This window comes from Stenotrophomonas sp. 14P6.2.3 (assembly GCF_057799055.1).
Genome location: NZ_JBYOLA010000014.1, coordinates 70,172 through 95,873, shown reverse-complemented (window position 1 = coordinate 95,873; position 25,702 = coordinate 70,172). Strand labels below are relative to the sequence as shown.

Sequence of the window (25,702 nt, the reverse complement as noted above, 5' to 3'; positions counted from 1 at the left end):
CGCCAGTGCCTGCGACACAACGGCCTCGCTCGCCGAGAACTTCTTCCAACTTCTCAAGCGCGAGCGCTTCAAACGCCGGATCAACGTGACACGCAAGGAAGCAAAGTCCTACGTCTTCAACTGCATCGAGATGTTCTACAACACCAGACGACAGAAAGGACACAACAACGGGCTGTCTCCGGTGGAGTTCGAAAAGCAGCATTCACAATGAAGCTTCGGGGTGTCTACAGAAACCGGGGTGATTCAACATCGCATGGGCACCTGAACTTCCTCGCCGGGCAAGCAATGTCGTATTTGCCACGCACTGAATCCTCTACCGGAAGAACCTGACGAAGCGGCCCATGCCCGCCGGATGCGATGTCCCGCAAGGGCTCATGAAATGCCCCCCCTATGCAACAACGCCAAAGACATCCCGGGTTTTGACGGCATTGCCCCAACCCCTTGGCTTTTGCAACAACATCAGGCAACTCTAATAGCGCCACCGTCAACAGGGTGGCCGGGCGTCGAAGACCCGATTCACTGATGGAAAACAGAAGCTTTTCCTGGGGATTTGTCAAAAAAATCTCGACCCCGGGCGCGGGGATCTGCGCAATCTAACTAGGAGTTCCATAATGCGTAATCTGACACATGCAGAAGTAATCGAGGTTAGCGGCGGAAATCAAGGAGCAAGCATTTACACTCCAGAGAGTCACCAGCAGTTTCGAGATATGGCGGTGGGGGCTGCTGCTGGTGGCTTGATGGGTGGCCCTATTGGCTTTGCTGTCGGCCTGGTAGCGGGTGCGATTACCGGCTATCGCAAGCCCGTTCCAGTTACTAAAAGAGAAAGATAATTCTCAAGGGTGCCGCCGTGAAAATCGACGGCACCTGACTGAAAGAATTCATAGCAAGAGGAATAGACTGCATGATTTATCCGAAACCATTACTTGCACTATGGCTATTAAAGAAGGTTGGCCGATCCATTGGTGTGGATCAACTTCAGCATCACTTCGGCTTGCGGTGGTCCATCAATTCTCTGAACTTCCTCATGACCTGGGGCGCCGGGGCCATAATTATCTGGGCAATAATTGGCTCTAGAAATATATGGAGCACGGGACTGATCTCTGTAGTGGTAGGCTCACTTGCTTATGGGGCACTTGTGGCAGCTACAGAGCAGAGAAAGGTTCGCCCACCTGACAATTAATTTCGTGTAAAAGCGCAATAGAAAAATGGACCAGCTTTCGCAGCCCTTCTACTTTCTTCAGCTCTTGCGCCGGTGTACACAGAGGGATGCTCTGCCGGTGGTGCCGGCCGCTCGCCTGCAGCCTGATGGATTGCGCCAGAGCAAGCCGACCCGGCGCGCGATCTTCTTTGCCGAAGTAGAGCAGGTAGTGCCATGGGAGGGGTTGTAGGCATTCGTTGACCCGCACTACTTGGGTGCTGGGCGTCGTGGCCGACAGCCTTATCCGCTAGAGACCATGCGCCGTGTGCATCTGCTACAGCAGTGGTACAACAAGGACTTTCAAATCCTCCTTTCACACTTTCTGAAGATCTTAGTTTATTGACGCCGTCACTCAATCCGAAGCGGCGGAATGCGGACTTGCATGCTTGGCCATGGTTGCATCACATCATGGCAACAAGATTGGACTCCGAGAACTCCGTCGCCGCCATGCCCTTTCTCTTAAGGGTGCGACTCTGGCTCAAATTATTGAAATCGGGGGAGCGCTCGGCTTTCGCTGCCGCCCACTACGCCTAGACCTGGAGCACTTGAGCCAACTTCTACTGCCTTGCATCGCGCACTGGGACCTCAATCACTTCGTCGTGATCAACAAGGTGCATCGCAATGGCGTTACCGTTCTGGATCCGGCCTTTGGCAAGCGCAAGCTTTCCTTGGAGGAAGTCTCAAGGCACTTCACTGGAATCGCTCTGGAGTTGCATCCAACTGCCGAGTTCCGGGCTACCCCTCGCCCGCCGGCCGTCTCGCTTGCACAGCTGACAGGAAGGATCGACGGGCTCTGGCAGGCCTTTGGCTTGCTGCTGCTCCTGTCCCTTGCTCTTCAGGTGTTCGTCCTGATAGCACCATTCTTCATGCAATGGACCGTCGACCAAGCGCTCATTGCCCATGACAGAGACTTGCTGACCGTACTGGGCACGGGGTTTGCCTTGGCGCTGCTGCTGCAGGTCTGCATCGGGCAGATCCGAGGCCGAGCGGTCATCTACCTGTCGAACCGGCTTAACCTCCAATGGACCGGGAACGTCTTCCGGCACCTGCTGCATTTGCCCTTGGACTTCTTTGAGAAGCGCCATCTAGGTGATGTCACCTCACGGATGGGAAGCGTCCAATCCATCCAGCAGACATTGACGACAAGCTTCGTAGAGGCGCTTATTGATGGCCTAATGGCGATTATTACGCTGGGAATGATGCTGCTCTACAGCTGGAAGCTTGCGCTGGTCACGCTGCTTGCGGTTGCTCTGTATGCAGTCGCGCGTGCCTGTGCCTTCGCGCCCCTCCGGCGAGGCACAGAGAAGCAATTGATCGCCGGTGCACGCCAAGAGAGCCATCTGCTTGAGTCCATTCGCGGAGTTCAATCGGTAAAGGTCGCCGGCCGAGAATCCGTTCGCCAAGCAGGCTACTTCAACCTTATGAACGAAACGGTCAATCAAGACGTTTGGCTCTCGAAGTTTGGGCTGAGCTTCGGTGGCGCCAATCACTTGCTGTTTGGGCTGGAGCGCGTTGCGGCTATTTGGCTGGGTGCACTACTGGCGATGGAAAACGTGTTCTCCGTCGGCATGCTGATTGCTTACCTCGCCTACAAAGACCAGTTTTCACAGCGGGTGGGAGCGTTGATCGACAAGTGGGTGGAATTCCGCATGCTTCGCCTGCACGGCGAACGACTCTCCGACATTGTTCTCGCCGAACCAGAGAGCCTCACTTCCAGCACCAGCGCTCTGTCGCCGGACGGCATCCGAATTGAGGTCGAAGGGCTTGGCTTCCGCTATGCCCCAGGAGAACCATGGGTGCTGAGGAACTGCAGCTTTGTGGTGGATCCTGGTGAATCCGTCGCCATCATCGGCCAATCCGGCTGCGGAAAGACCACACTGGTCAAGATACTCCTTGGCCTTCTCCAGCCGACGGAAGGTGAGATCCGCATCGGAGGCGTGCCTCTGTCAAAGATCAGCGTAAGCGAGTATCGCCGCATGGTCGGCGCGGTGATGCAGGATGACCAGCTCTTCGCGGGAAGTGTCAGCGAGAACATCGCCTTCGAAGACGATCACCATGATGAAGCCAGGGTGCGTGAAGCCGCACAGTTGGCCGCCGTGCATGACGATATCGCAGCGATGCCCATGGGCTACAACAGCCTGATCGGCGACATGGGGACGACCCTCTCTGGCGGTCAGAAGCAGCGGGTGATCCTCGCACGCGCGCTGTATCGCGAGCCCCGGTTGCTCTTCCTGGACGAGGCAACCAGCCATCTGGATGTTGAGCGGGAAAGGCTGGTGAATGAAGCCGTCGGGCGGCTTGAGCTGACCCGGGTGATCATCGCCCATCGCCCAGAGACCATCGCCAGTGCCGACCGGGTGCTGATCATGCACGCCGGTGCTGTGGCACGCGTCCTGACGCAGAACGCGTCAAGCTCCATGGAGGCGGCACAAGGTGGCGTCGAGGAGGTCCCGGCATGAGTGGCCTATTCCGCAAAGAAGCCATCGATGCCCAGCGGCGAAGTTGGCTTGGTGGAGTATCCCTGGCGCAACCGCTCCGCTTCTGGATTCTGGCGGTGTTCGCAGCGATGGCTGCCTTGGCCATCGTCAGCTTCCTTTGCTTGGCCGAGTATTCACGCAGATCGAGGGTTTTGGGTGAGCTTGTGCCCGATCTCGGGCTTTCCACTGTGGTCGCTCCGTCGGCAGGTGTGGTTGCGAGACTGGATATTGAAGAAGGGGATCACGTCCAACGCCAGGACGGGCTGCTGACGATCAACGTGCCGCGGGTCACCTCCTCAGGACAGGATGCCGTGTCGACCTTGCTTGAGGCACAACGCTCCCGTATGACCAGTGTGGAGGCGATGAGCGGATTTCAGGACAGGCAGCTCTCAGCACAGCAGGAGGGTGCGAAGGCCCAACGCACTGCGCTGCTGCGCGAGCTTTCGCAGATCGAGGCAGAGATCCACACCCGCGGCGAGCAGGTGCGAATTGGTCGCGAGACCCTCGCCCGATATCGGAGCGTCGAGGTTGAGCGCTACGTAAGCCTGGTTCAGATCAACCAACAAGAGCAATCGATGCTCGAGGCGGTCAACGCACAACAAGCGCTTCAACGCCAAGCGACCTCAATTCGGCGGAACTTGGCCGAACTGGAACAGCGGCTTGCAGAAATTCCCCATCAGAGGCTCTCCGCCAAGGCGGCTTCTGAACGTGATCTGGCTGCATTGAGTCAGGAGACCGTCCGGATGGAGGCCGACGGAGAGCTGCTGCTTCGAGCACCGGTAACGGGATTGGTGGCAAATCGACTCGTCGAGGCAGGCCAGGCGGTGCAGCCGGGACAGCCCATTCTCAGCCTGCTTCCCAAGGGGTCCGAGCTTAGAGCACAGCTGCTGGTGCCCAGTTCGGCCATTGGGTTCGTCAAATCAGGCGACCGAGTTCTCCTGCGCTATCAAGCTTATCCTTACCAGAAGTTTGGAGCCCACGAAGGAACGGTCATCCGCATCTCTCGCAGCGCGCTGACGGGATCCCAGAAGGACGGCGATGCAAAGCGGTCCCTGTATCGAGTCCTGGTCTCGTTGGATCAACAGGGAGTGCTGGCTTACGGTAAGACGGAACCACTTCGTCCTGGCATGCAGCTGGAAGCCGACATCATGGGCGAGCGCCGCAAACTCTATGAATGGCTGTTGGAGCCTCTCTATTCCGTTAGCGGGAAGCTGGGCACTTAGTTGTGTAATCCCGCGACGTTGTTCAGCGGAATCCTCGAAATAGATGGCCTGCGGCCGATCTCCGAGTAGGTGGGTGGGGTTCTACCCCGAAATCACGGACGGTTGTAGAAGGGCTGCAAACTTCCGATCTAGCTGGACGATCCTTCGCCGCATGGATGGGGGAGTCGCTCGATGTCGTCAAACACATCCGCTCGTGCCGCATCCAGTGGGGTGTAGTTCGTTCGATAGATCCGCTCGCGTTTGAGCAGGCCAAAGAAGCCTTCGCGCGCGGCTTTCTCCATTGGCGACCCACTACGTGATGGCTGCTGCGCAGCCGCTTGCGGCCAAGATCAGCACCCTCGCGAGCTGGGCGTGCGCTGGATCAAGCCGCTGCGACAGACCCAGCAAGCTTACATGCCCAGATCGGACAGCCCTGGATGATCATACGGGCGACGCCCCAGCGGCCAGTGGAACTTGCGCTCGCTTTCCTTGATGGGCATGTCGTTGATGCACGAGAAGCGACGCACCATCAAACCATCCGCCCCGAATTCCCAGTTCTCGTTTCCATACGAGCGGAACCAGTTGCCGGAATCGTCGCGCCATTCGTACGCATAGCGCACGGCGATACGGTTCCCGGTAAAGGCCCATAGTTCCTTGATCAGGCGGTACTCCAGCTCCTTCTTCCATTTGCGCGCAAGGAACTGCCGGGCTTCCTCCCGACCGTCGGTAAACTCGGCACGATTACGCCACGTGGTGTCGAGCGAGTAGGCAAGCGCGACCTTGTCGGCATCGCGGGTGTTCCAACCATCTTCGGCAAGGCGAACCTTCTGGATCGCCGATTCAAGGGTGAAGGGGGGAAGCGGGGGACGGGTTTCAGCAGCGGACACGGTGTGACCTCCAGTCAAAATGGATGAACGGGTTGCTTCAACGGATTCGGTGTCGCCCGGGCGCTAACGCGTGGCCTGTTTCAGCAGCAACTGCGCGACGTCTCTTGCATTGTCTGCGGCGTCGTAGTCGCCCATTACGCGCGATATGGTGATTGCGCCTTCCACCAGCACCAGCAGTTGCCGTGCCAGAGTGGCCGGCTGCTTGATGTCCAGCTGGCCTGTGAGCTCAAGCGTGTAGTCGAGCAGTTTCCGTTTATGGTGCTTGGCGATCACCCTGATCGGATCATCGGGATTTCCGACTTCGCCTGCGGTGTTGATGAACGCACAGCCGCGGTAGCCTTCCGACTGGAACCACCCCTTGAGCACGGTGAACATGCGCAGGATGCGTTCTTCGGGGCCATCGGCCTTGTTGCATTCCTGCATGAACCAGTCGAGCCAACGCACGTCGCGCGCACTCAATGCAGCGGCTGCGACCTCGTCCTTGTTTTCGAAATGACGGTAGATGCTCTTGCGGGCGACGCCGGAGGTCTTCACCAGCAGGTCCATGCCCGTGGCATGGATACCGTTCTGATAGATCAGCGCTTCGACCGTTGCCAGGATCTTCTGCTTGGTGTCGGTCATGGGCTTGTCCATAGCGCCAAGGTAGAACGCTCGTTCCACCTTGTCAACACGTAGTTTGTTGGGTCATACGGCAGCGCATTACGCGTGGGCGTGGCCTGCGGGCCAGAATCCACCTAGGCGCATCACCTGCAAGCCCCGATAGCACCCGCAGACCGCCGACCGCACCATCGAGCGTCTGTCCGCAGGAAACCACACATGAGCCTGGCGCTGGTCCACAGCCGTGCCCGCGCCGGGGTCGACGCCCCGCTGGTGCGCATCGAGGTACATCTCTCTGGCGGTCTGCCGGTTACCCAGATTGTCGGCTTGGCCGAGGCCAGCGTGCGCGAGTCACGCGAGCGCGTGCGTGCCGCCCTGCTCTGCGCGCGCTTCGACTTTCCGCAGCGGCGCATCACCTTGAACCTCGCGCCCGCCGACCTACCCAAGGAAGGCGGTCGCTACGATCTGGCCATTGCGCTGGGCATCCTCGCGGCCAGCGGTCAGGTAGACCCGCAGTCGCTGCTGCAGTACGAGTTCCTCGGCGAACTTGGCCTGACCGGTGAGCTGCGTCCGGTATCCGGCGCGCTGCCGGCCGCCATCGCCGCCGCCGAAGCGGGGCGCATCCTGATCGTGCCCCCGGGCAATGCCGCTGAAGCCGCGCTGGCCCAGCACGCCGATGTGCGCGTGGCGCGCACCCTGCTGGAATGCTGCGCCGGGCTGGGCAATCCGCGTTTGCTGCCGCAGGTGGAACGCGTGGACACCACGCCGCTGCCCCTGCCGGATCTGGCCGACGTGCGTGGGCAGGCGCTCGCACGCCGGGCACTGGAAGTGGCGGCGGCCGGTGGTCACCATCTGCTGCTGATCGGCAGCCCGGGCTGCGGCAAGACCCTGCTGGCCTCGCGCCTGCCCAGCCTGCTGCCGGATTCCGAAGAGATCGATGCCCTGCAGTTGGCGGCCATTACCTCGGTCAGCGGCGAAGGGCTGGACCCGAAGCGTTGGCGACAGCGGCCGTTCCGGGCGCCGCACCACAGTGCGAGCGCGGCGGCGTTGGTGGGTGGCGGTAATCCGCCCTGCCCCGGCGAGATTTCGCTGGCCCATCACGGCGTGCTTTTCCTGGATGAACTGCCGGAGTGGAACCGCAGCGCGCTGGAAACTCTGCGCGAGCCGCTGGAATCAGGCCACATCCGCATCTCCCGCGCGGCGCGCAGCGTGGTCTATCCCGCGCGTTTTCAACTGGTGGCGGCGATGAACCCCTGCCCCTGCGGCTGGGCCGGCGACCGCAGCAACCGCTGCCTGTGCAGCGACGAGCGCATCACCCGCTACCGCGCGCGGGTCTCGGGCCCGTTGCTGGACCGCATTGACCTGCACATCAACGTGAGTCGCATGGATGCGGTGGAGCTGCGCGAAAGCACACCGCTGGGCGAGCCCAGCGCCAGCGTGCGCTCGCGGGTGGAAGCGGCGCACGCGCGGCAGCAGGCGCGTGGCGGCCTCAACGCACACCTGCCGCCTGCCGCCCTGCGTGCCTGCACGCGCTTGAGCGAAGCCGACCAGGACCTGCTGGAACACGCCATCGAGCGCCTGCAACTTTCGGCGCGGGCAATGCATCGCATCCTGCGCGTGGCACGCACGATTGCCGATCTTGCCGAAAGCCAGAGCATCCAGACCGCGCACCTGGCCGAGGCCATCGGCTATCGGCAGCTGGACCGGGGCAAGCCAGGCACCTAGCACGCTACTGCATGCACGAAGGAATCAGATTCATCTGATATCTGCGATGCCACCTGCGCCCTGACCATTTCCGCGAGCCCATACACAAGGAGATGCGGTTTGCTCAGGATGCTCATCATGGGCGGGCAGGAGGCCGCCCGTCAGCGGATATCACGGACGATAGGACGGCGCGGCCTGATACGCATGGAATCAATCTACAGCGTGGACAGCGGCCTGTCGGTGCTGGAGTGGCGCAACTACGATCTGGTGGGAACGTTCCTGGCGGCCGGTCTCGGCACGCGTCTGCAGGAATCGTTCGTGCTGCGCGATGCGAAGGTGCAGCTCGTGCTGTTCGGCATGGGGTTGAGCGAAGAAGTGGCCAGCATCCGCCTGCGTCTGCGCGCACAGGGCCTGCCATCGCCGATTCTGGTCCGAACCGACTTTGACAGCTACGACGAGTCGCTGTTCTGGCGATCGCTGACGGCACACATGATCCTGCCGTCGGTACAGGACGGCGTTGGCCCCCTCCCCGCCACGGGCGACGCGTGCGACCATGCAGGGCCCAGTCCCTAGCGGTGCCTGCCTCGCCAGGTGCCCGCCCAGCCATTCATGAGCACTCCCCAGCCGCCGCACCTGCCGACCTCCGATGCATCCGCTCCGCTGACACCTGCGGCAACCGGCGGCGGGCCACTGGGTGAAACGAAGATGCGCGAAATCGCGGTGCGGATCTCGCAGTACTTCCGTGATTTCCTCGAGTCCGACTTCAAGCGCGCGCAGGCACCGCGGCGCCGCATCGTGCTTACGAGCGATTCCGGCTTCCGCGCAGGCATGCGCACCGCGCCCTATCCGGCGCTGGACAAAGAGCTGTGGAAGCTGCTCAGCCGGCCCTCCGGCGAGGAGCTTTCCTTCACCATCGGCCCGCGCAGCTATACCCGGCCGATCAGCGCGACGCTGCGCCGCATCGTCGAAGAGCAGGTCAACGCCATCACCGAGACCGCCATCGCCATGGTACGCGTGGCCGTGCTGGACAAGGCACGTGCCAGCATGGCCGGTGCACTGGAAGACCCGGAAGCCTGGGTGGAATCGGTGCAGGGCACCTTGGTGGATGCGATGTGCGTGCAGGTGGTGCGGCCGCTGATCGCGCATCTGGCCGGCCCACTGCAGGGCCAGGCGTACTGGGTGATGGATTCGCTGCACGCGGCTGAATCGGACCTGGTCACCCGCTCCGTTGTGGATCTGTACCAGACCCTGCCGGAGGTGTTGGCGCGCTTGCTGGCCACCGGCGACGAACTGCCGCTGCAGCAGGCTTGCGAGCACCAGCTGACCCGTGACGGGACGATCAGCGCGCTGATGGCGTTCTTCGAGAACTTCGTGGCGGCCGACGCCTTCCATGAGTTCCGCGACCTGGAAACCTATGTCGCCACCGGCGATGGCCTGCAGCTGTATCTCTACGTGGGCACGCTCAAGTACGCAGGCGTGCAGTACCCGGTGTTCTATCTGCCGCTGGACGTGGTGCGGGCCAAGGATGGGTCCGGTTACACCCTGACGCTCAGCAACCGCCTGTTCGCCAACCGGCGCGCGATCGACTTCGTGCTGCAGGAACTGGCCGTGGGCATGGCGCGCGAATGGGTGTCGCCGATCCAGGAGCGCATCCAGTACCTCGATCCGGCACAGAGCCTGTTCGAAGTGGCGGCATCGCTGTTCCGGCAGGTGGCCAACGCGGTGGATCTGGGCGGTGAGGTCTCGCTGTCCTCATCCGCCAGCGAGGCCTCTACCGCCACCGTGGCGCTGTCGCCTGCCCTGCACCTGGCTGCATTCGAGCGCGCCGACGAAGCGCTGCTGAATGATTTCGAGGAGATCATCGACCAGGCCCGCAATGGTGGGTCGAAGCTGGTGGATCTGTTCCACGGCATGGTGGAAGGCGTGCTGATGCGCAACCCCGAGCCGATCGGGGAACGGGTGGAATCGGCCTGGGATGCGCTGCCGCTGGTGGAGCGCATGGTGTTCGATTCGCCCATCCCGCTGAACGAGGAACAGCGCAAGATCCTGCTGGCGGTGCGCGAGCCGCAGGGGCGGATCGTGGTGGTCGAAGGCCCGCCCGGCACCGGCAAGTCGCACACCATCACCGCCATTGCCGCCGACTGTGCGTTCAACAAGAAGAGCTGCCTGGTGCTGTCGGACAAGACCGAAGCGCTGGACGTGGTGTACGACAAGCTGTCCGATGCGATGAGCCGGGTTCGCCACGATCGTGATTTCCCCAACCCGATTCTGCGGCTCGGCCAGCAGGCAGCCAACTTCAAGCGCCTGACCTCCACCGGCACCATCAGCCAGATTTCGGCCTTCGCCAAGGCCATGAAGGCCAACCAGCCCGCCCTTGAGAGCGAGCGGCAGGACACGGCGCAGACCCTGCGGCAGGCCATTTCCAGCACCGTGCAGACGCTGGGGCGTGTCTCGCTTGCCGCCGTGAAGGCCATGCACGAGCAGGAAGCTGAACTGGGCGAACGCGCACCTGCGGTATTGCAGCAGGTGCATGCGGTGATGGATGCCAACGTGCTGGCCGAGCTGGAAGCGATGACTGCCCAGGCCGACGTGCTTGAGGCCTATCTTGCCGATCTGTTCGGCAGCACCGACTACACCCCGGCGTCGCTGGACGAGCGCATCCGTCGCGATGCGGTGACAACGGCCTTCCTTGCCGATCGAACGGTTGACGGCTGGGAGTTGTTCGAGTCGTTGGATGCCGAACAGGTACGGCTGCTGGGCACGATCCTGCTGCAGTACCAGCAGCTGAAAATGCCGGTGCTGGGTTATCTGTTGCGCGGAAATGCGGTACGCGGGCTGGAACTGCAGCTCAACCAGCTCGGCACCACCCGCCCGCTGCTGCTCAAGAACGATGCAGCCGCCCTGCAGGCCACCGTGCAGGGCGCAAACGCACTGCGCATGAAACTGGAGGCCGAAGACCTGGGCGCACAGCTGCCTGCCAGCTACCGGCAGATCGCCCACGGCGCCGCGCCGGGACCGGGTGCAGCGGTTGCACGGCAGGCAATGACCCTGCTGGCGCGGCTCAATCCGGCCATCGTCGAGACCCTGCTGGCCGAGCCGAAGGACGACCCTGCGCTGTGGGCGCTGACCCTGCGCTTCCTGCAGGGCTGGATGGCCACGCGCAAGGCCTTCGTCGATGCACCGCAGTACGACTATGTGGGCACCAAGACCAAGCTGGAACGCCTGAACACCTCGGTGATGAATGCCCATGTGGATGGGCGCCTGATCAGCTTCATGGATCATCACCGCGCCGACGCGCGCGCTCTGGCTGGCGTGATCGCCAACCGGCAGAAATTCCCGGTGGACAAGTTCGAGAGCGTGCGCGAGTCGTTCCCGGTGATGATCGCCAGCATCCGCGAGTTCGGTGAGTACATGCCACTGGCGCCGGACCTGTTCGACGTGCTGGTGATCGATGAAGGCTCGCAGGTATCGGTGGCACAGGCGCTGCCGGCGCTGCTGCGTGCGCGCAAGGTGGTGGTGCTGGGCGACTCCAAGCAGTTCTCCAACGTCAAGGCGGCCAACGCCAGCATCGCGCTGAACAACAAGTACCGCTCGGATCTGGTCAACTACTTCCGCGCCAACGTCAGCCAGCAGGCCGACGTGCTGGAACGGTTGGCCATGTTCGATGTGAAGCGCTCGGTGCTGGAGTTCTGCTCGCTCTCGGCCTCGTACTCGGTAATGCTGCGCAAGCACTTCCGCAGCTATGCGGAACTGATCGGGTTCTCGTCCTCCACCTTCTACAACCACCAGCTGCAGGCACTGAAGATCCGCAGCCGGCCGCTGCAGGAAGTGATCCGCTTCAGCCAGGTCGATGCCAGCGGGCACCGTACCAGCCGCAGCACCAACGACGCCGAAGCGGCATTCATTGCCGAGCGCCTGGTTGAACTGCTGGATACGGATGCACCGCCCACGGTGGGCATCATCACGCCGTTCCGCGAGCAGCAGACGCTGCTGTCCAAGGCGCTGTTCAATCATCCGCGCGGCCGCGATTTCGAAGAGCGGCTTCGGCTGAAGGTGATGACGGTCGACTCCTGCCAGGGCGAAGAACGCGGGCTGATCTTCTATTCGATGGTGGCGACCGCCGGCCAGGACGCGCTGAACTACATCTTCCCGGTCAGCCTGAGCGGCGCGGTGGATGCGGTGGAGGACAAGCTGAAGGTGCAGCGCCTGAATGTCGGCTTCTCCCGTGCGCAGGAGGCGATCTGGTTCGTCCATTCGATGCCGGTGGATGCGTTCCGCGGCGCCATCGGCAATGCGCTGCGTTACTACGCCAGCCAGCTGGACCGCCCCGCGCCCGACGCCGCGCAGACCGACGCGCGCAGCCCGATGGAATCGAAGGTGCTGCAGTGGCTGCAGCAGACGCCGTTCGTGTTGGAACATGGCGATGCGGTCGAGATCATTCCGCAGTTCCCGGTGGGCGACTACCTGCGCCAGCTCGACCCGACCTACCAGCACCCGGCGTGGCGCGTGGACTTCCTGGTGACCGTGCAGACCGTGCGCGGCGCACTGCAGATCGTGATCGAGTACGACGGCTTCGAGTTCCATTTCCGCCGCGACAAGCCGGTGCATGTGGGCAACCACGAGCGCTATCTGGTGGAGGCCGATGTCGAGCGCCAGCTGACGCTGGAAAGCTACGGCTATCGCTTCCTGCGCATCAACCGCTTCAACCTCGGCAGCGACCCGGTGCAGACACTGTCCGACCGGCTCTATCGCCTGATTGAGGTGGCCGGCACGGAAATCCGCTCGGCAGCGGTCGATCAGGTGATCGAGCAGGTGCAGGGACTGGAGTCGAAGGAAAAGAAGGTCTGCAGCCGCTGCGGGCAGATCCGCAGCCAGGAGGAGTTCTTCGACCCTGACCTGCGCGCCGGTGCCGGTGGGGTGGGACGGATCTGCATGCCCTGCAAGGTCAGCTGACGGGGGCGATGGCACGCGTGGTGGGTGATGCGGGACGGATCAGGATCCCATCATGCGGAGGGGATCCTGGCCGCGTACCGCCACCGCCGCCAGCCGGCGGCTGACGAGCGCGTACAGCTCCTCCAGCTCGGCGGCGCGGTCGGCGGTCATGTTCGCGCCGAACAGCACGCGTGACAGCGCGAGCTTGTGGGTGTCGTCGGGATAGCGCGCCCGCGCCCGGTACACGGTCTGCAGCACCAGCCAGGCCAGGCGGAAGCCGCCCCCGGGCAGGGGCCGGACCACGCGGTCATAGACCTGCCAGAACTGGTACTCGGCCTCCAGGTCGACCGCCGGTGCTGCGAACGGCACCGGACGCGGACGTCCATGGGCGCGCCTGCGGACTGGAGGGAAACGGGGGTTCTGCTGTGCCATGCCTACAGGATGACCCAGCAACATTGTGGGAACCTTGCGTTGGTGCCACGAAATCAGTGCAGATCGTGCAAACAGCGGATGGGGTCGGAGCCCTTGGCGTGGCAAAGGGATCCGACCCCGTTCCGGACCCCGTTTCGTATCTCAGAACGCCATCGACGTACTGAACATCACCTGCCGGGGGGCGCTGCGCTGCAGGGTCTGGTAATCCCCCGAGAACGACGAACCGGCGATGGTGGCGGTGCCGATGTTGTTGCGGTTGAACAGGTTGCTCACGTCCAGCCGCAGCTCCAGCCCCGGCACCAGGCTGTCCGGCCCCAGCTTGTAGGCCGTGTATGCGTTGACCTGCCAGAACGTCGGCACGCGGATGTCGTTTTCATAGGTGAAGGGCTGGCGCAGGTACGAGGTGCTGGTGGCACCGAAACGCCAACCGCCAAAGTGCGCGGACAGGTCGCTGACCAGCGACAGCTGCGGATAGCCCGGCTGTGCGTTGCCCTTGATCGGGTACACGGTATCACCCACCACGAAATCGCTGTCGTAGTACGAGCGCGCAAGCGCGATGCCCTGGTAGAACTGCAGGTGATCGGTGAGGTCGGCGGTGATGCCGAGGTCGGCGCCGATCACGTGCATCTTCGGCATCAACCGCACCGTGTTGATCTGTGCGAACTGGGTGCCGATCGCCGCCGACAGCAGCCGGTTGCGGATGTCGTTGTAGAACACGTCCGCCGTCACCGTCAGCCGGTCGAAGCGATGGCTGGCACCGACGGTCAGGTTCCAGTTCTTCTCCGGCCGCAGGGTGCCGGCCACGCGGTCGAACTCTTCCTGGTCGGTGATGGTCCAGGCCGAGGCGGTGTAGCCGATGTTGCCGCGCTGGGCCACGCGATAGCCGTTCATGGTGTTGGCCAGGTCGATGAAGGCATCGGTCTTTTCTGTCGGGCTCCAGTACAGCGATACATGCGGCAGGAAGTTGCTCTTGGCACGCAGCGTGCCGTTCACCGGCCGCTCCGGCGCATCGCCGATGCCACCCCCGGTGGTACTGAAGTCCACCGCCTTGAAGCCCAGCCCCAGCACCAGCGTGTCGGTGACAGCGTAGTTGTCATGCAGGTAGAACTGCCGTGAACGGGTCACCCAGCTTGATGCGTTGTCGGTCTGGAACGCCGGCCCATACACATCGAACGGCCCGGTGGCCTTCAGTGGTTTGCCCTCCCCCAGCAGCGGCTGCTGGTACCACTCGGTCTTGGCGGCCGCCTTGCTCTTCTCCTGCCAGAAGCCGGTAGTGATGGTGTGCGCACCGGTCTCGAACTGCAGGTTGAACATGCCGCCCAAGCGATTGAGGTGCGGCGTCTGCACCTGTTCGGAGAAGGGCGCACCGTTGGGTGACGGCACGGTCGGGTCGGTCAAGGTGGCCTGGGTGTGGCTGTTGGCGTTGTACAGCTGCACGTTGCCGCTGAGCGCTGGCGTGATCTGGAAGCGGTGGTTGATCGACGCGACGCGGTCACGGGTCACCTGACCGGTGTCGTACGGAATCAGTTCGGACAGCTCACCGCACGTGTAGGCGCCGCAGGATTTGTCGGCGTTCTCCGGCGAGGCCACGTAGTACGCCCACGCATAGTCCGGATAGAAGCTGTCGGCCTTCCAGCCCAGCTTGCGGATCATGTCGAAGGAGATGTTGTTGTAGCCCCACACCGCGGCCTTGCTGTCGGACAGGAACACGGTGAAGTCACCCCATGCCACATCCTGCTGGGCCTTCAGGTCGCCGCGCAGGAACTTCTGCGTGCCGGCGCCCTGGTACTTGTCGGCCGACACGCGCTGCAGGTCGACCAGCAGCTTCGGGCCGTGCTCGCCCAGCTGGCCGCTCTGGCCCGAGACCGTGGTGACCAGGGTGTTGTTGCTGCCCACGCCCTGCTTGATGCGCAGGCTGGGTGTGTCCTGCAGTTCTGCCAGCCGGTACTCGAGGCTGCCGCCGTTGACGCTGCTCGAGAACACGCTGACCGGCGCGCCGCCCGGGCTGACCGTGATCGAGCCGATGCCATCGGGCACGCCGACGTTGACCACGCTGGTTCCGGTAAGCGAGAGGAAGCCGTTGTCGTTCAGCGGCATGCCTTCGAAGGTGATGCCCATTTCATTCATGCGGAAACCGCGTACGAACAGGCTGGTGGCGGAGATGTCGAGACCGAGGCCGTCGGTGGCGGTGTAGCTCGCGCCCGGCACGTTTTTCAGCATCGACAGGCCGTTGTTGCCCGACACCATCGCATCCAGGTCGGTGGCGTTGATGACGTAGCGGTTGGGGCCGACCACCTGGGTGGGGGCGACAGCGGCACCGCGCGGCGTGGCGATGACCTGCAGCGCGTTCAGGGTGGTGGGGGTCTCATGGGCGGCGTCGGTCGACTCGGCAGCGTGCAGTGGTGCAACGAGAGCGGTGCCGATCGCCAGGGCAAGAAGCGTAGGTGGAGTGTTCATGGCCAGATCCAGGGTGCAGGGGAAAGGTGGCGCAGGCGCACGCCCAGCGCGATGCAGCGCCGGTGTGCGGCGCGCTGGCTGGCGGCGATTGCGTTGAAGGAATGACGGCGCGGTGCGCGCCGGTCGGCAGCGGATGGAAGCGGTGATCTTCCGGGTGATGCGGCGGGATGATTTCGACGAGCGGAATTCTTGCACTGGATTCCCGCCTTCGCCATCGCGCGGTGGTACATCACATATGGCATCGGGCATATCGAACGTATACCCATGTATAGATTCGGCTCCAAGCCGCCTCAAGTTGCGCCCGCCCCGGCCGATAGCCCCATGCAGGGCTGCACGTCATGGGAAGTCAAATTCGACGGCAGTGCGTCAATCATCAAAACGCAGCACTGGCGAGGGTCACGGAATGACAACGATCGTATTTGTAGCAAGCCATCTACGCGCCAATCTCGGCGGCATCAACGTGCTGAATGCCGAGCTTCTTTCAGCACTTTCCCCTACGGCAGGACTGCATCTGCTCTGCCTTGTTCCAAGTGGTGCATGCGTTGACCCAGACTTGGCATCGACTGCCACGGCGGTTGCGCTGAGAAGCTCGGGTGAGGAATTCCTTGGAATCGCCGATGACGCAGATCTTGCGGTTGGAAAACTGGCGGCCCATGGACAGGTGGATGCAGTGGTTGGGCATGATGTCGTGACCGGTGAACTTGCCTTGGAGATTGGAAAGCGGATCGGAGCAAGAACCATCCTGCTGCATCACATGGCATATGGAAGGTACAGCGCATTGATGCGCGACTCGCAGAACGCTCTTGGCAAAGAGAATCGACAGAATGATCTCTTTCCAAAGGCTGATCAGTGCTTCGGCATTGGCCCGATACTTGTGGACAGCCTGAAAGACATGCAGCGGGCATCGTCTTCGATGAAGCCACCCAAGTTGTTGCTGCCACCGCTTCTATCGATTGAACCGGCTGCCAATGCTCGAACCGCACCTCGAATTCTGTACTCCGGCCGGATTGAGGATGGCAACGACGCGGTCAAGCAGGCAGCGTTGGCTGCAAGGGCCATCGGACGCGCGCTTCGCGCCCCCGGTGCGCGCATGCGTGACGCCACTGTTGACATGTACGGCTTCGATCGCAACTCGCCCCAGATCGGCGAGTTCAAGACGATGATCAATGAGGAGGCGGGCTACGAGGTTCCGGTCAAATGCCTCGAGTTCGTCGATTCTCGCCGGCAGATGCTGTCGGTCGTCAAGAATGCGAGCCTGGTTCTCATGCCTTCGGTCCATGAGGGTTTCGGCCTCGTGGCGTGGGAGGCGATGTGCTGCTGCGTGCCGCTGATCGTTGCGGAGAACTCGGGCTTTTATCGATTCGTGCAAGAGTCAGGGCAGATCTCCAACCTTGAATCGCTTTCTTTCCTGGGCCATACCAGCGAAGCTGCCGTCCAAGAACAAGTAGCTGCCTTCGCGCGCTTGATTCGCAGCCTTGTCGAGCATCCGGAAGAAGCTCACGCCCGGGCGGTACGACTGCTCGCAGGCGTCCGCGAGCGCGGCGCAGTGGAAGCCTCTCATCTCGACTTCCTCAAGGCATGTGGCCATGTTGAGGGACGTAAAGGCAGCACAGCCTCGCAACCGGCTCCGCAGCCCCAGCACCTGAAAGCCACGCTGAGCGTCCACGTTGATATCGGTCTGGATAGCAATGATCAGGTCGAGTACCGTTGTAATACCAGCTTGCATGGCATCAGAAACGCGCTCCTGGCATTGCGTAGCGGCGCAGGAGACGTTGATTTTTCCATCGTATCCTCGTATCTGGACCGCCTTTCGGAGATGGCCGAGACGCATCCCGACAAGGATATGCGGGACGATGCCGCGATTCGCTTCGGGGCAGATAAGCCGAAAGTTGAAAGAACAGGCGAGCTTCTTGAACACGCGCTTGCCGTTCTTGCATCCGAGGAATTTTCCTTCCCTGGATTCCTTTCGGAAAACGACAGGGCGGATGCGTTCATCAAGCTGGTGGATAGCTATAACCTGAACTATCGACCAGAAGAAACCGTCCATCTCGACGCCGTGCGCTCAGATCCTGATTGTCATTTCAGCTTCCGGGTTCCGCTGGATTACATGGAAAACAAGGATTTCTACCACCCGCTTTTCACTGTGAACGACGGGGCCACACTGCTGGATGTATGGTTTGGTGACAGCAGTGGCATCGCATCGGCGTACCTGGCCGCAGGCCTGAAAAGGCAAGCAGACTACTCCGAGCCTTTGCAGCCACTGGGTTCACTCCACGAGTGGCGCATCGGCGCGCATTGACGCTGCAAACGTATGCAACCGGAGGGCGCTCCTGCAGGGAGCGTCCGTTGCGGATGGCCCTGGGTCATGCAAGCACATGCCGCTCAATCGCCTTGGCCACGCCTTCATCGGCGTTGGTCGCGGTCTCGAAACGCGCGGTCGCCTTCACCGCATCGATGGCATTCCCCATCGCCACGCTGGTACCGGCGTACTGCAGCATGGTCAGGTCGTTTTCCTGGTCGCCGATGGCCATCACGTTGGCGCGGTCGATGCCCAGGTGCTCGGCCAGCTTCTGCAGGCTCGGCCCCTTGCCGGCGCGGCGGTCGAACACTTCCAGGAAGAAGGGCGCGCTCTTCAGCACCGCGAAACGCTCGGTCAATGCGGTTGGCAGGCGCGCGATGGCGGCGTCCAGCACTTCTGGTTCGTCGATCATCATCAGCTTGATGAAGGACATGCCCGGGTCCATGTCGGCCACGCGGCGGTACGACAGTGGCATGCGCGAGAGATGCGAGTCGGCCACGGTGTAGATGCTGATGTCCTGGTTGGGCGTGTACATGCGCTGCGCGTCCAGTGCCTGGAAATGCACGCCGATCTCGCGGGCGACCTGTTCGCAGTACACGAAATCATCGAAGCTGAGCGGATACTCGACCACGGTTTCGCGCGGGCCGATGCGCTGCACCAGACCACCGTTGCAGGCGATGCAGTAGTCATCGTCGCCATCGATGCCAAGTTCATGCAGGAATGGCACCAGCCCCGGCACCGGGCGGCCGCTGGTCAGCACGATGTGCACGCCCAGCGCGCGCGCCTCGGCGATGGCCTGTTTTACCCGCGGAGTAAGCTTGTGGGCGGGGTCCAGCAGGGTGCCATCCATATCGATGGCGACCAGTTCGATGGTCGATTGCCTGCGACCCATGTCCATCATCTTCAACCAGTGCGGGGGACGCCCATTTTAGGCCAGGCTGCGGGGCACTGCCGGCCTCATGCCCGGTTCACCTCCGCGCCGCGCCGGCCGGAGATACTCATGGGGCCTGTGCGTCCCCCACCGCAGGACGGCCCTATCGACCGCCCTTCCCTGGACACTTCTTCGACGCATGACCTACCAAGCGCCCGACGCCAACGACACTGCCCCGCTTGCCCAGCAGATTGAAGACCTGATCGACGGCCTGCCCGGCGACCACATCCGTGTCGGCACGCTGCTGCATGCGCTGGGCGACGAGGGCCTGATGCTGGTGGTGATCCTGCTGTCGGCGATCTTCCTGATTCCGGTGTCGATTCCCGGGCTGAGCACGGTATTCGGTGCGTCCATCCTGCTGATCGGCCTGAGCCGCGTGCGCGATCGCCCGTTGTGGGTGCCGCAGCGGTTGGCCGACAAACAGATCGCCACCGACAAGCTGAAGGCCAACCTGGGCCGTGCCCTGAAGTGGGTGCACCGGATGGAGCGGCTGTCTCGGCCGATGCGGCTGGCAGCGATGGTGCGCTCGAAGAAGATGATGCGGCTGAACAACCTGGCGCTGGTGTTCGCCACGATCCTGCTGATGCTGCCGGCCGGGCCGATTCCCTTCAGCAACACGCTGCCGGCGCTGGCGCTGATGTCATTTGCGATCGGCTTCATCCAGCGCGATGGCGCCGCAGTGGCGGCCGGCTACGGCTTCGTGGTGGCGTCGGTGGTGTACTTCGGCGTACTGCTGGGCGGTGTAGGGTTTGCGGCCGAATCGGTGTTCAGTGGGCTGCGCACCGGGCCATCAGCGCTGTAGAGCCGAGCCCATGCTCGGCTGCTCTTCCATCTGGGCGTAGAAACCCCGCGCTGCGCACGTCAGCCGAGCATGGGCTCGGCTCTACAGAAAGCCTGCGATGCGCGGGTGGCCGGTTACTTCGCCGATACCCGCCACACCACGTCGCCCACATCGTCGGCGACCAGCAACGCGCCTTCGGCATCGATGGCCATGCCTACCGGCGCGCCCATCAGCGTCTTCTCATCCTTGGACGCGAACCCGCTCACCACCGCTTCCGGGCGGCCGGCTGGCTTGCCTTCCTTGAACGGCACGTACACCACTTCGTAACCGCTCAAAGGCGAGCGGTCCCAGCTGCCGTGCTCGCCGATGAAGGCACCGCCGTGGTACTTTGCCGGCAACGCTTGGCCGGTGTAGAACAGCAGGCCCAGCGGTGCCACGTGCGAGCCGATGGCAAAGTCCGGGCGGATCGCCTTGGCCACCAGGTCCGGCCGCTGTGGCTGCACGCGCTCATCCACGTGCTGGCCGTAGTAGCTGTAGGGCCAGCCGTAGAAGCCGTGCTCCTGCACCGAAGTGAGGTAATCCGGCACCAGGTCGGCACCGATCTCGTCGCGCTCGTTCACCACCGCCCACAGCTTGCCGGTGCTCGGCTCCCAGTCCAGGCCGGTGGGGTTGCGCAGGCCCGAGGCGTAGATGCGGCTGCCGCTGGTGGCCACGTCCACTTCCAGTACCACCGCACGGCGGTACTCGACGGCCAGGCCGTTCTCGGTGATGTTGCTGTTGGAGCCCACGCCCACGTACAGCTTGCTGCCATCGCGGCTGGCCAGCAGTTCCTTGGTCCAGTGGTGGTTGATGGTGCTTGGCAGGTCGGTGAACTCGCTGCCCTTGTCGGACATGCGGGTTTCGCCGGGCACGTAGTGGTACTTCATGATGTTGCCGGTGTTGGCCACATACAGCGTGTCGCCGATCAGCTGGATACCGAACGGCGAGTGCAGGTTCTCGATGTACACATGCTGGGTCCAGGCGTCGGTACCCGGCGTGCGCCGCAGCAGGGTGACCCGGTTGCCGCCCTTGCCGGCCTTGCCCGAGCGCGCCTTCACCTTGCCGGCGATCCACTGCTTGGGCGTGGTGACCGGCTCTTCGCCCGGGCCATTGCCTTCCACCACCAGCACATCGCCATTGGGCAGCGACAGCAGCCGGCGCGGATGCTGCAGGTTGGCGGCGATGCGCTCGATCTTCAGGCCGTCGGCTACCGACGGTGCCTGGCCCTCGCCCCAGCCCACGCCCTTGGGCACCTGCATCGGCGGCATCAGGTAGTTCTGCGGCGCAGGCAGCGGTGGCTGCGCACCGGATTGATCGGCCGGGTGGTACTCGGCTTTGCCGGCACAGGCGGCCAGCGCCAATGCCAGCGAGAGCACGCCCACGGCGGGCAGGATGCGCTTAGCCATGACGGGCTCCTTGCAGCACCGGCTGCTGCAGCGAAAGCAGGACGAAGCCGAGCGCGATCAGTGCCACCGTCAGCGCGGAAAGGATGGTGCCTGGTACGGCCGCCGCATAGGCGTCGCGGCTGTGCACGAAGGCGTTCCAGATGGCCAGCACGATGGCGACCAGATTGAGCAGGAAATCGAGGCGGTCGGTGCCGGTAGCGGTGCCATTGCGGCGCCACACCGCGAACAGGTTGATCAGGCGCGGCAGGATGGCGATCAGCAGGCCGAAGGTGATCAGCCACGCGGCCGACTTGCCCCACATCACTTCAGCGGTGTTGAGGTAGAGGATGTCGAAGATGAGGCCGGCCACGAAGAAGCCGAACGGTATCGGGTTCAACAGGCTGAACAGTGTTGTGCCGAGGCCGCGGTGGGCCTGGGCGACGGGGTTGACCATGGTCGTGCTCCGTACGGGGAAGGGCTGCACGGGCTGTAGTAGCACAGGGGGGTGGGAGGGGGTGCGATGACCTCGTAGATCCACACCATGCGTGGATGCCTGGTGCCAACCAAGGTTGGCAACTACCGAAGCTCAGGCTAGAGCGGCGCAGTCGTGATTACCAGGCGGCATAAGTGTTTGTGACGCATTTGGCACATCAACACATTGGCTGCGTGAAGAGGTAGGGGGTTGTTCGTTGTGTCGCGTTTGGCTCGTTGCGATGGGGCAGATCCGCCCCGCCGTCCTGCCATGCCGATTCACAACAGAAGGATTCGTGTATGAAGCGACACACGCAACGCTCCGCGCCACCGCGCTCTGCGCGCCTGGCCCTGGCCACTGCCCTGGTACTGGGCAGCCTGGCCCTTACCGCCCAGGCACAACAGGCTGATCCGCTGGCCGGTCGACAATGGCATCTGCTCAACACCGGGCAAGCGGTGCTGGGCGATACCCTGCCCGTGGCCGGCAACGATCTCAACGTGGATGGCCTGTTCCGCAATGGCATCCGCGGTCAGGGCGTTACCATCGCGATCGTCGATGACGGCCTGCAGATCGCCCACCCGGACCTGGCAGCCAACGTCGCGGCAATCGCGGGCAAGAACTTCGCCAACGGCAGCAACAACCCTTCGCCGTCCGACCCCAACAGGGACAACCACGGCACGATGGTCGGCGGCATCGCCGGCGCGGTCGGTGCCAACGGCGTGGGCGTCCGCGGCGTTGCGCCCGCCGCCACGCTGAAGGGCTTCAACGTGCTGGCCTCGGATGCAGGGGGTAACCAGCTGAGCAATATCGAGTACTCGTGGTGGGATGGTGCCGAGTCGGCCGATGTGCAGGTGTTCAACAACAGCTGGGGCGCCGGTCCCAGCAACCCCAACCTGCCGTTCGCCTTCAGCCAGAACGACGTGGCATCCAATGAGCAGGCCCTGTCCGGCACGCGTGGCGGCCGCGGCGGCATCTACGTAAAGGCGGCGGGCAACAACTTCGACAACGCCGCGATCAACCAGTTCCAGGACGTCTGCACCGCCGACACCAGGAACCGCAGAACCGGCTGCGTGCCGGCCGGCCGCGATCCACGCAACAACCTGTTCAACGTGATCACCGTGGCGGCAGTACGCGCCGACGGCGTGCGTTCGTCGTACTCGTCCACCGGTTCGGCGCTTTGGGTGTCCGGCTTTGGTGGCGAGAACGGCTGGCAGCGGCAGTACGTGCCGAACCAGTTGGCGGTTCGCTACGATCCGGCCATCCTCACCACCGACGTGACCGGCTGCGCGCAGGGCAGCAACACCAATGCCCAGCGTTACAACGCGCTGGACAGCAACCTGTCGGCCCTCGACACCACCTGCAACTACACCGGCAGGATGAACGGCACCTCGGCAGCGACGCCGATGGTGTCGGGCGTGGCGGCGCTGGTGCTGGAAGCGAATCCGAACCTGTCCTACCGCGATGTGAAATACATCCTGGCCACTACCGCCACGCGCAATCATCCCAACCAGCCGGCGGTGACGCTGGCCGACGGGCGCACGCTGGTGCCGGGCTGGACGGTGAACGCCGCCAACCGCGCGTACAGCAACTGGTACGGCTTCGGTGTGGTCAATGCGGCGCGTGCCGTGCAGGTAGCGGAGAACTTCCAGTCGCTGGGCCCGCTGGTCGACACCGGCTGGCGCACTACCACGCGCACCGTTGCCATCGGCAACACCACCAACGCGGCTGCGCGGCTGACCTTCCAGGTAGCCAATGGTGCACGCAACATCGAATCGGTGCAGCTGGGCTTCCGGGTGAACCACAGCAACACCCGCCAGCTGCAGTTCGTGCTGGTTTCGCCCAGTGGCACGCGTAGCGTGGTGCAGCCGGCGTTTACCGCCATCGGCTCGGGTACGGGGGGCGTGCAGCGCAACTTCACCAACTGGGATCTGCTGTCCAGCAATGCCTTCCTGGATGAGAACGCCACCGGCACCTGGACGCTGGAAGTAACCGACATGGGGCAGGCCGCGAACGCTGCATCGCGCGGCAACCTCGAATTCTTCAAGATCCGCGTTCTGGGGCACTGATGATGAAGACGACCATTCTGTTGAGCACGCTCGCCTTCGCGGCGATGACCTCCCCTGCCTGGGCACAGAGCTCGGGGCAGACCCCACCGGCCCGGAGCCTGTCCACCGTGGATGCACAGGAACTGAAAGCCTCCGCCACCGGCCGCTCGTTCGGTGTGGGCGGCGCGCGTTTCCAGCTGTCTCCTTCGACCACTGTGAAGCAGGCCGCAGGCGGTCAGTTCACGATCACCCCGCAGGCCGCGGCGACCACGACCAGCGCGCGCAGCAAGCGTTCGCTGGATGGTGCAGCAGCAGGCGGCGCTGATGCCGGTGCCGGCAAGTTCGCGGCGGCGGTATCCAATGATGGCGCCCCGGTGGTGGCAACGTCACGAGTCAAGGTGTTCTTCACCGATGCGGCCTCGGCCCAGCGCGCGGCCACTGCCACAGGCGGCACCGTGGTGAAGGTGTCCAAGGCCGCGGGCCGCGCGATTGTGGAGTACCCGTCGGTGAACGCGGCGCTGGATGCGACCACCAAGCTGCTGTCGACCGCCGGCATCAAGGCTGCCGAGCCGGACGTGGTGCAGTGGGAAGAAACCAAGTAAGGCGTTGAGTGGTGCCCCTGGCCGGTTGGCTCTCCTGGCCGGCCGGGGGATTGGCGCATGTGTGATCGTGTCGACCAAGGTCGACACCCACCGGAGCGGGCATCACCCACCGGAGCGGACGCGTCGCTCAGCGGGCGGCGATGCTGGTGTTGTGCGGCAGCTTGCATGCGGCCAGTGCTTCACTGCCGGCAGCCGGATGTTCCGGCTCCAGCAGCAACCGCTGCACGTCCGAGAACAGCTGTTCCACCGGCATGCCATAGGGTGCGAACAGGCGCAGGCGGCCCTGGCGGTCGAACACGTAGCCGCCGGCGATGTGGCTCATCGTGTAGGTGTCCGGCAGCTGCCCGGGCTCCTTCTCGTAGAACGCCTTGAAGTCGCTGGCCATCGCCGAGAGCTGGGCTTCATCACCGACCAGTGCCATCGCCTTCGGGTCGAATGCGTGCACGTAGGTGTGCGCGACTTCGGGTGTATCGCGCGCCGGGTCCACGCTGACGAACACCACCTGCAGCTGGTCGGCATCCTTGCCCATCAGGTGCTTGACCTGGCTCAGCTCGACCATGGTGGTCGGGCACACGTCGGGGCAGCTGGTGAAGCCGAAGAACAGGTAAGTCACCTGCCCCTGCAGGTCCTTCGGGCCACGCAGGGTGCCGGCGCTGTCGGGCATGGTCCAGTGCTGGCCCAGTTCCTCGCAGGCGATGTCCTTGGAATAGAAATCCATGCGCGACTGCGCGCTGCAGCCGGCCAGCAGGCCGAGTGCCAGGCCTGCGGCAAGCAGCGGCAGGCGAAGGGAACGAACAACGGAAGCAACACGCATCACGGGTACCACCAACACGAGGTGGGCGCGGTCTCGGTCAGGCCTGCCCTGGGGGGAGTGAGGGCTGAGGTGCCAGGGCGATCGCGCACTCCTTGCCGATCGCCCCGGCCACGGTCAGTTGATCATCATGTGGTAGTGCATGCTCCAGATGATCCAGATCGACAATGCGACCACGATGAACAGGATCACCAGGGTGAACACGAAGCTGGCGAGGTTCCAGCCACCTTCGGACTTGCGGTCCATGTGCAGGAAATACACCAGCTGCACCAGGATCTGCGCGACGGCGAAGCCGACCAGCAGGAACAGCGTGACCGGCCGCGACAGCACCGGGTTCATCACCAGCGCGAACGGCACCACCGTCAGCAGCGCGCACAGCACGAAGCCGATCAGGTAGGACTTGGTGGAACCGTGCGCATTGCCGGCGCGCGAGGTTTCGACGTGGGCCATG

General features: G+C 63.3%; 19 protein-coding genes and 3 pseudogenes. 12 read left to right on the top strand and 10 right to left on the bottom strand.

Annotated features, from left to right (window positions below):
• Window positions 1–25 precede the first annotated feature (25 nt).
• From AC27VL_RS12935 to AC27VL_RS12915, 5 genes and pseudogenes are all read left to right on the top strand, one after another.
• Window positions 26–211: pseudogene (locus AC27VL_RS12935) on the top strand (IS3 family transposase); the annotation flags it as partial.
• A 400-nt stretch (window positions 212–611) separates the two neighbouring features.
• Window positions 612–830, top strand: a complete 219-nt coding sequence (locus AC27VL_RS12930) for a hypothetical protein (protein WP_488766790.1) — start codon at window positions 612–614, stop codon at window positions 828–830.
• Window positions 831–1,280: 450 nt separating this feature from the next.
• Window positions 1,281–1,487: pseudogene (locus AC27VL_RS12925) on the top strand (transposase); the annotation flags it as partial.
• A 49-nt stretch (window positions 1,488–1,536) separates the two neighbouring features.
• The gene (locus tag AC27VL_RS12920; protein ID WP_488766817.1) at window positions 1,537–3,657 is read left to right on the top strand and encodes a peptidase domain-containing ABC transporter; all 2,121 of its coding nucleotides are present in this window, start codon (window positions 1,537–1,539) and stop codon (window positions 3,655–3,657) included.
• Window positions 3,654–4,898, top strand: coding sequence for an HlyD family secretion protein (locus tag AC27VL_RS12915; RefSeq protein ID WP_488766788.1), 1,245 nt, complete (start codon window positions 3,654–3,656; stop codon window positions 4,896–4,898). Before AC27VL_RS12920 ends, AC27VL_RS12915 begins: the two co-directional genes overlap by 4 nt.
• An 81-nt stretch (window positions 4,899–4,979) precedes the next feature.
• On the opposite strand, the pseudogene AC27VL_RS12910 reads toward AC27VL_RS12915, so the two are convergent.
• The 3 genes and pseudogenes from AC27VL_RS12910 to AC27VL_RS12900 form a co-directional block, all read right to left on the bottom strand.
• A pseudogene (locus tag AC27VL_RS12910) lies at window positions 4,980–5,176 on the bottom strand (IS3 family transposase); the annotation flags it as partial.
• Between the two features lie 111 nt (window positions 5,177–5,287).
• Window positions 5,288–5,764 carry a nuclear transport factor 2 family protein gene (locus AC27VL_RS12905; protein ID WP_191077680.1) on the bottom strand — a complete coding sequence of 159 codons (477 nt, stop codon included), beginning with the start codon at window positions 5,762–5,764 and terminating at the stop codon, window positions 5,288–5,290.
• A gap of 63 nt (window positions 5,765–5,827) precedes the next feature.
• A complete protein-coding gene (locus tag AC27VL_RS12900; RefSeq protein WP_180165154.1) occupies window positions 5,828–6,397 on the bottom strand; it encodes a TetR/AcrR family transcriptional regulator in 570 nt (189 codons plus the stop codon).
• 183 nt (window positions 6,398–6,580) lie between these two features.
• Between AC27VL_RS12900 and AC27VL_RS12895 the strand changes: the two genes are divergently transcribed.
• The 3 genes from AC27VL_RS12895 (at window position 6,581) to AC27VL_RS12885 (ending at window position 13,018) form a co-directional block, all read left to right on the top strand.
• Window positions 6,581–8,086 carry a YifB family Mg chelatase-like AAA ATPase gene (locus AC27VL_RS12895; protein ID WP_488766786.1) on the top strand — a complete coding sequence of 502 codons (1,506 nt, stop codon included), beginning with the start codon at window positions 6,581–6,583 and terminating at the stop codon, window positions 8,084–8,086.
• A 117-nt stretch (window positions 8,087–8,203) separates the two neighbouring features.
• Window positions 8,204–8,638 carry a hypothetical protein gene (locus AC27VL_RS12890; protein ID WP_488766784.1) on the top strand — a complete coding sequence of 145 codons (435 nt, stop codon included), beginning with the start codon at window positions 8,204–8,206 and terminating at the stop codon, window positions 8,636–8,638.
• A gap of 36 nt (window positions 8,639–8,674) precedes the next feature.
• On the top strand, window positions 8,675–13,018 hold the full coding sequence (locus AC27VL_RS12885; protein ID WP_488766782.1) for an AAA domain-containing protein: 4,344 nt from the start codon (window positions 8,675–8,677) through the stop codon (window positions 13,016–13,018).
• Window positions 13,019–13,057: 39 nt separating this feature from the next.
• Here the strand turns inward: AC27VL_RS12885 and AC27VL_RS12880 are convergent, their stop codons facing one another.
• Window positions 13,058–13,366 (bottom strand): hypothetical protein, encoded by a 309-nt coding sequence (locus AC27VL_RS12880; protein ID WP_375068954.1) that lies wholly within the window; start codon window positions 13,364–13,366, stop codon window positions 13,058–13,060.
• Window positions 13,367–13,570: 204 nt separating this feature from the next.
• Entirely contained in the window at window positions 13,571–15,886 is a 2,316-nt protein-coding gene (locus tag AC27VL_RS12875) for a TonB-dependent receptor (RefSeq protein WP_488766780.1), read from the bottom strand.
• A gap of 403 nt (window positions 15,887–16,289) precedes the next feature.
• Here AC27VL_RS12875 and AC27VL_RS12870 point away from each other — a divergent pair, with 403 nt between their 5' ends.
• Window positions 16,290–18,185 (top strand): glycosyltransferase, encoded by a 1,896-nt coding sequence (locus tag AC27VL_RS12870; RefSeq protein WP_165781010.1) that lies wholly within the window; start codon window positions 16,290–16,292, stop codon window positions 18,183–18,185.
• 64 nt (window positions 18,186–18,249) lie between these two features.
• On the opposite strand, the gene yidA is transcribed toward AC27VL_RS12870, so the two are convergent.
• Window positions 18,250–19,083 carry a sugar-phosphatase gene (yidA, locus tag AC27VL_RS12865; RefSeq protein ID WP_488766778.1) on the bottom strand — a complete coding sequence of 278 codons (834 nt, stop codon included), beginning with the start codon at window positions 19,081–19,083 and terminating at the stop codon, window positions 18,250–18,252.
• A 172-nt stretch (window positions 19,084–19,255) separates the two neighbouring features.
• Here yidA and AC27VL_RS12860 point away from each other — a divergent pair, with 172 nt between their 5' ends.
• Window positions 19,256–19,918 carry an exopolysaccharide biosynthesis protein gene (locus tag AC27VL_RS12860; RefSeq protein ID WP_488766776.1) on the top strand — a complete coding sequence of 221 codons (663 nt, stop codon included), beginning with the start codon at window positions 19,256–19,258 and terminating at the stop codon, window positions 19,916–19,918.
• A gap of 113 nt (window positions 19,919–20,031) precedes the next feature.
• On the opposite strand, the gene AC27VL_RS12855 is transcribed toward AC27VL_RS12860, so the two are convergent.
• Both AC27VL_RS12855 and AC27VL_RS12850 read right to left on the bottom strand, forming a co-directional pair.
• On the bottom strand, window positions 20,032–21,342 hold the full coding sequence (locus AC27VL_RS12855; RefSeq protein ID WP_488766774.1) for a PQQ-dependent sugar dehydrogenase: 1,311 nt from the start codon (window positions 21,340–21,342) through the stop codon (window positions 20,032–20,034).
• The gene (locus tag AC27VL_RS12850; protein ID WP_230110963.1) at window positions 21,335–21,775 is read right to left on the bottom strand and encodes a DUF2231 domain-containing protein; all 441 of its coding nucleotides are present in this window, start codon (window positions 21,773–21,775) and stop codon (window positions 21,335–21,337) included. The genes AC27VL_RS12855 and AC27VL_RS12850 overlap by 8 nt, the downstream gene beginning before the upstream one ends.
• A gap of 317 nt (window positions 21,776–22,092) precedes the next feature.
• Here AC27VL_RS12850 and AC27VL_RS12845 point away from each other — a divergent pair, with 317 nt between their 5' ends.
• Window positions 22,093–23,859 (top strand): S8 family serine peptidase, encoded by a 1,767-nt coding sequence (locus AC27VL_RS12845; RefSeq protein ID WP_488766772.1) that lies wholly within the window; start codon window positions 22,093–22,095, stop codon window positions 23,857–23,859.
• Window positions 23,859–24,440, top strand: coding sequence for a S8 family serine peptidase (locus AC27VL_RS12840; RefSeq protein ID WP_488766770.1), 582 nt, complete (start codon window positions 23,859–23,861; stop codon window positions 24,438–24,440). The genes AC27VL_RS12845 and AC27VL_RS12840 overlap by 1 nt, the downstream gene beginning before the upstream one ends.
• A 127-nt stretch (window positions 24,441–24,567) precedes the next feature.
• On the opposite strand, the gene AC27VL_RS12835 is transcribed toward AC27VL_RS12840, so the two are convergent.
• Together AC27VL_RS12835 and cyoD are read right to left on the bottom strand one after the other, a co-directional pair.
• Window positions 24,568–25,254, bottom strand: a complete 687-nt coding sequence (locus AC27VL_RS12835; RefSeq protein ID WP_488766768.1) for an SCO family protein — start codon at window positions 25,252–25,254, stop codon at window positions 24,568–24,570.
• Between the two features lie 114 nt (window positions 25,255–25,368).
• On the bottom strand, window positions 25,369–25,701 hold the full coding sequence (gene cyoD, locus AC27VL_RS12830; protein WP_025877422.1) for a cytochrome o ubiquinol oxidase subunit IV: 333 nt from the start codon (window positions 25,699–25,701) through the stop codon (window positions 25,369–25,371).
• Between the last annotated feature and the right edge of the window lies 1 nt (window position 25,702).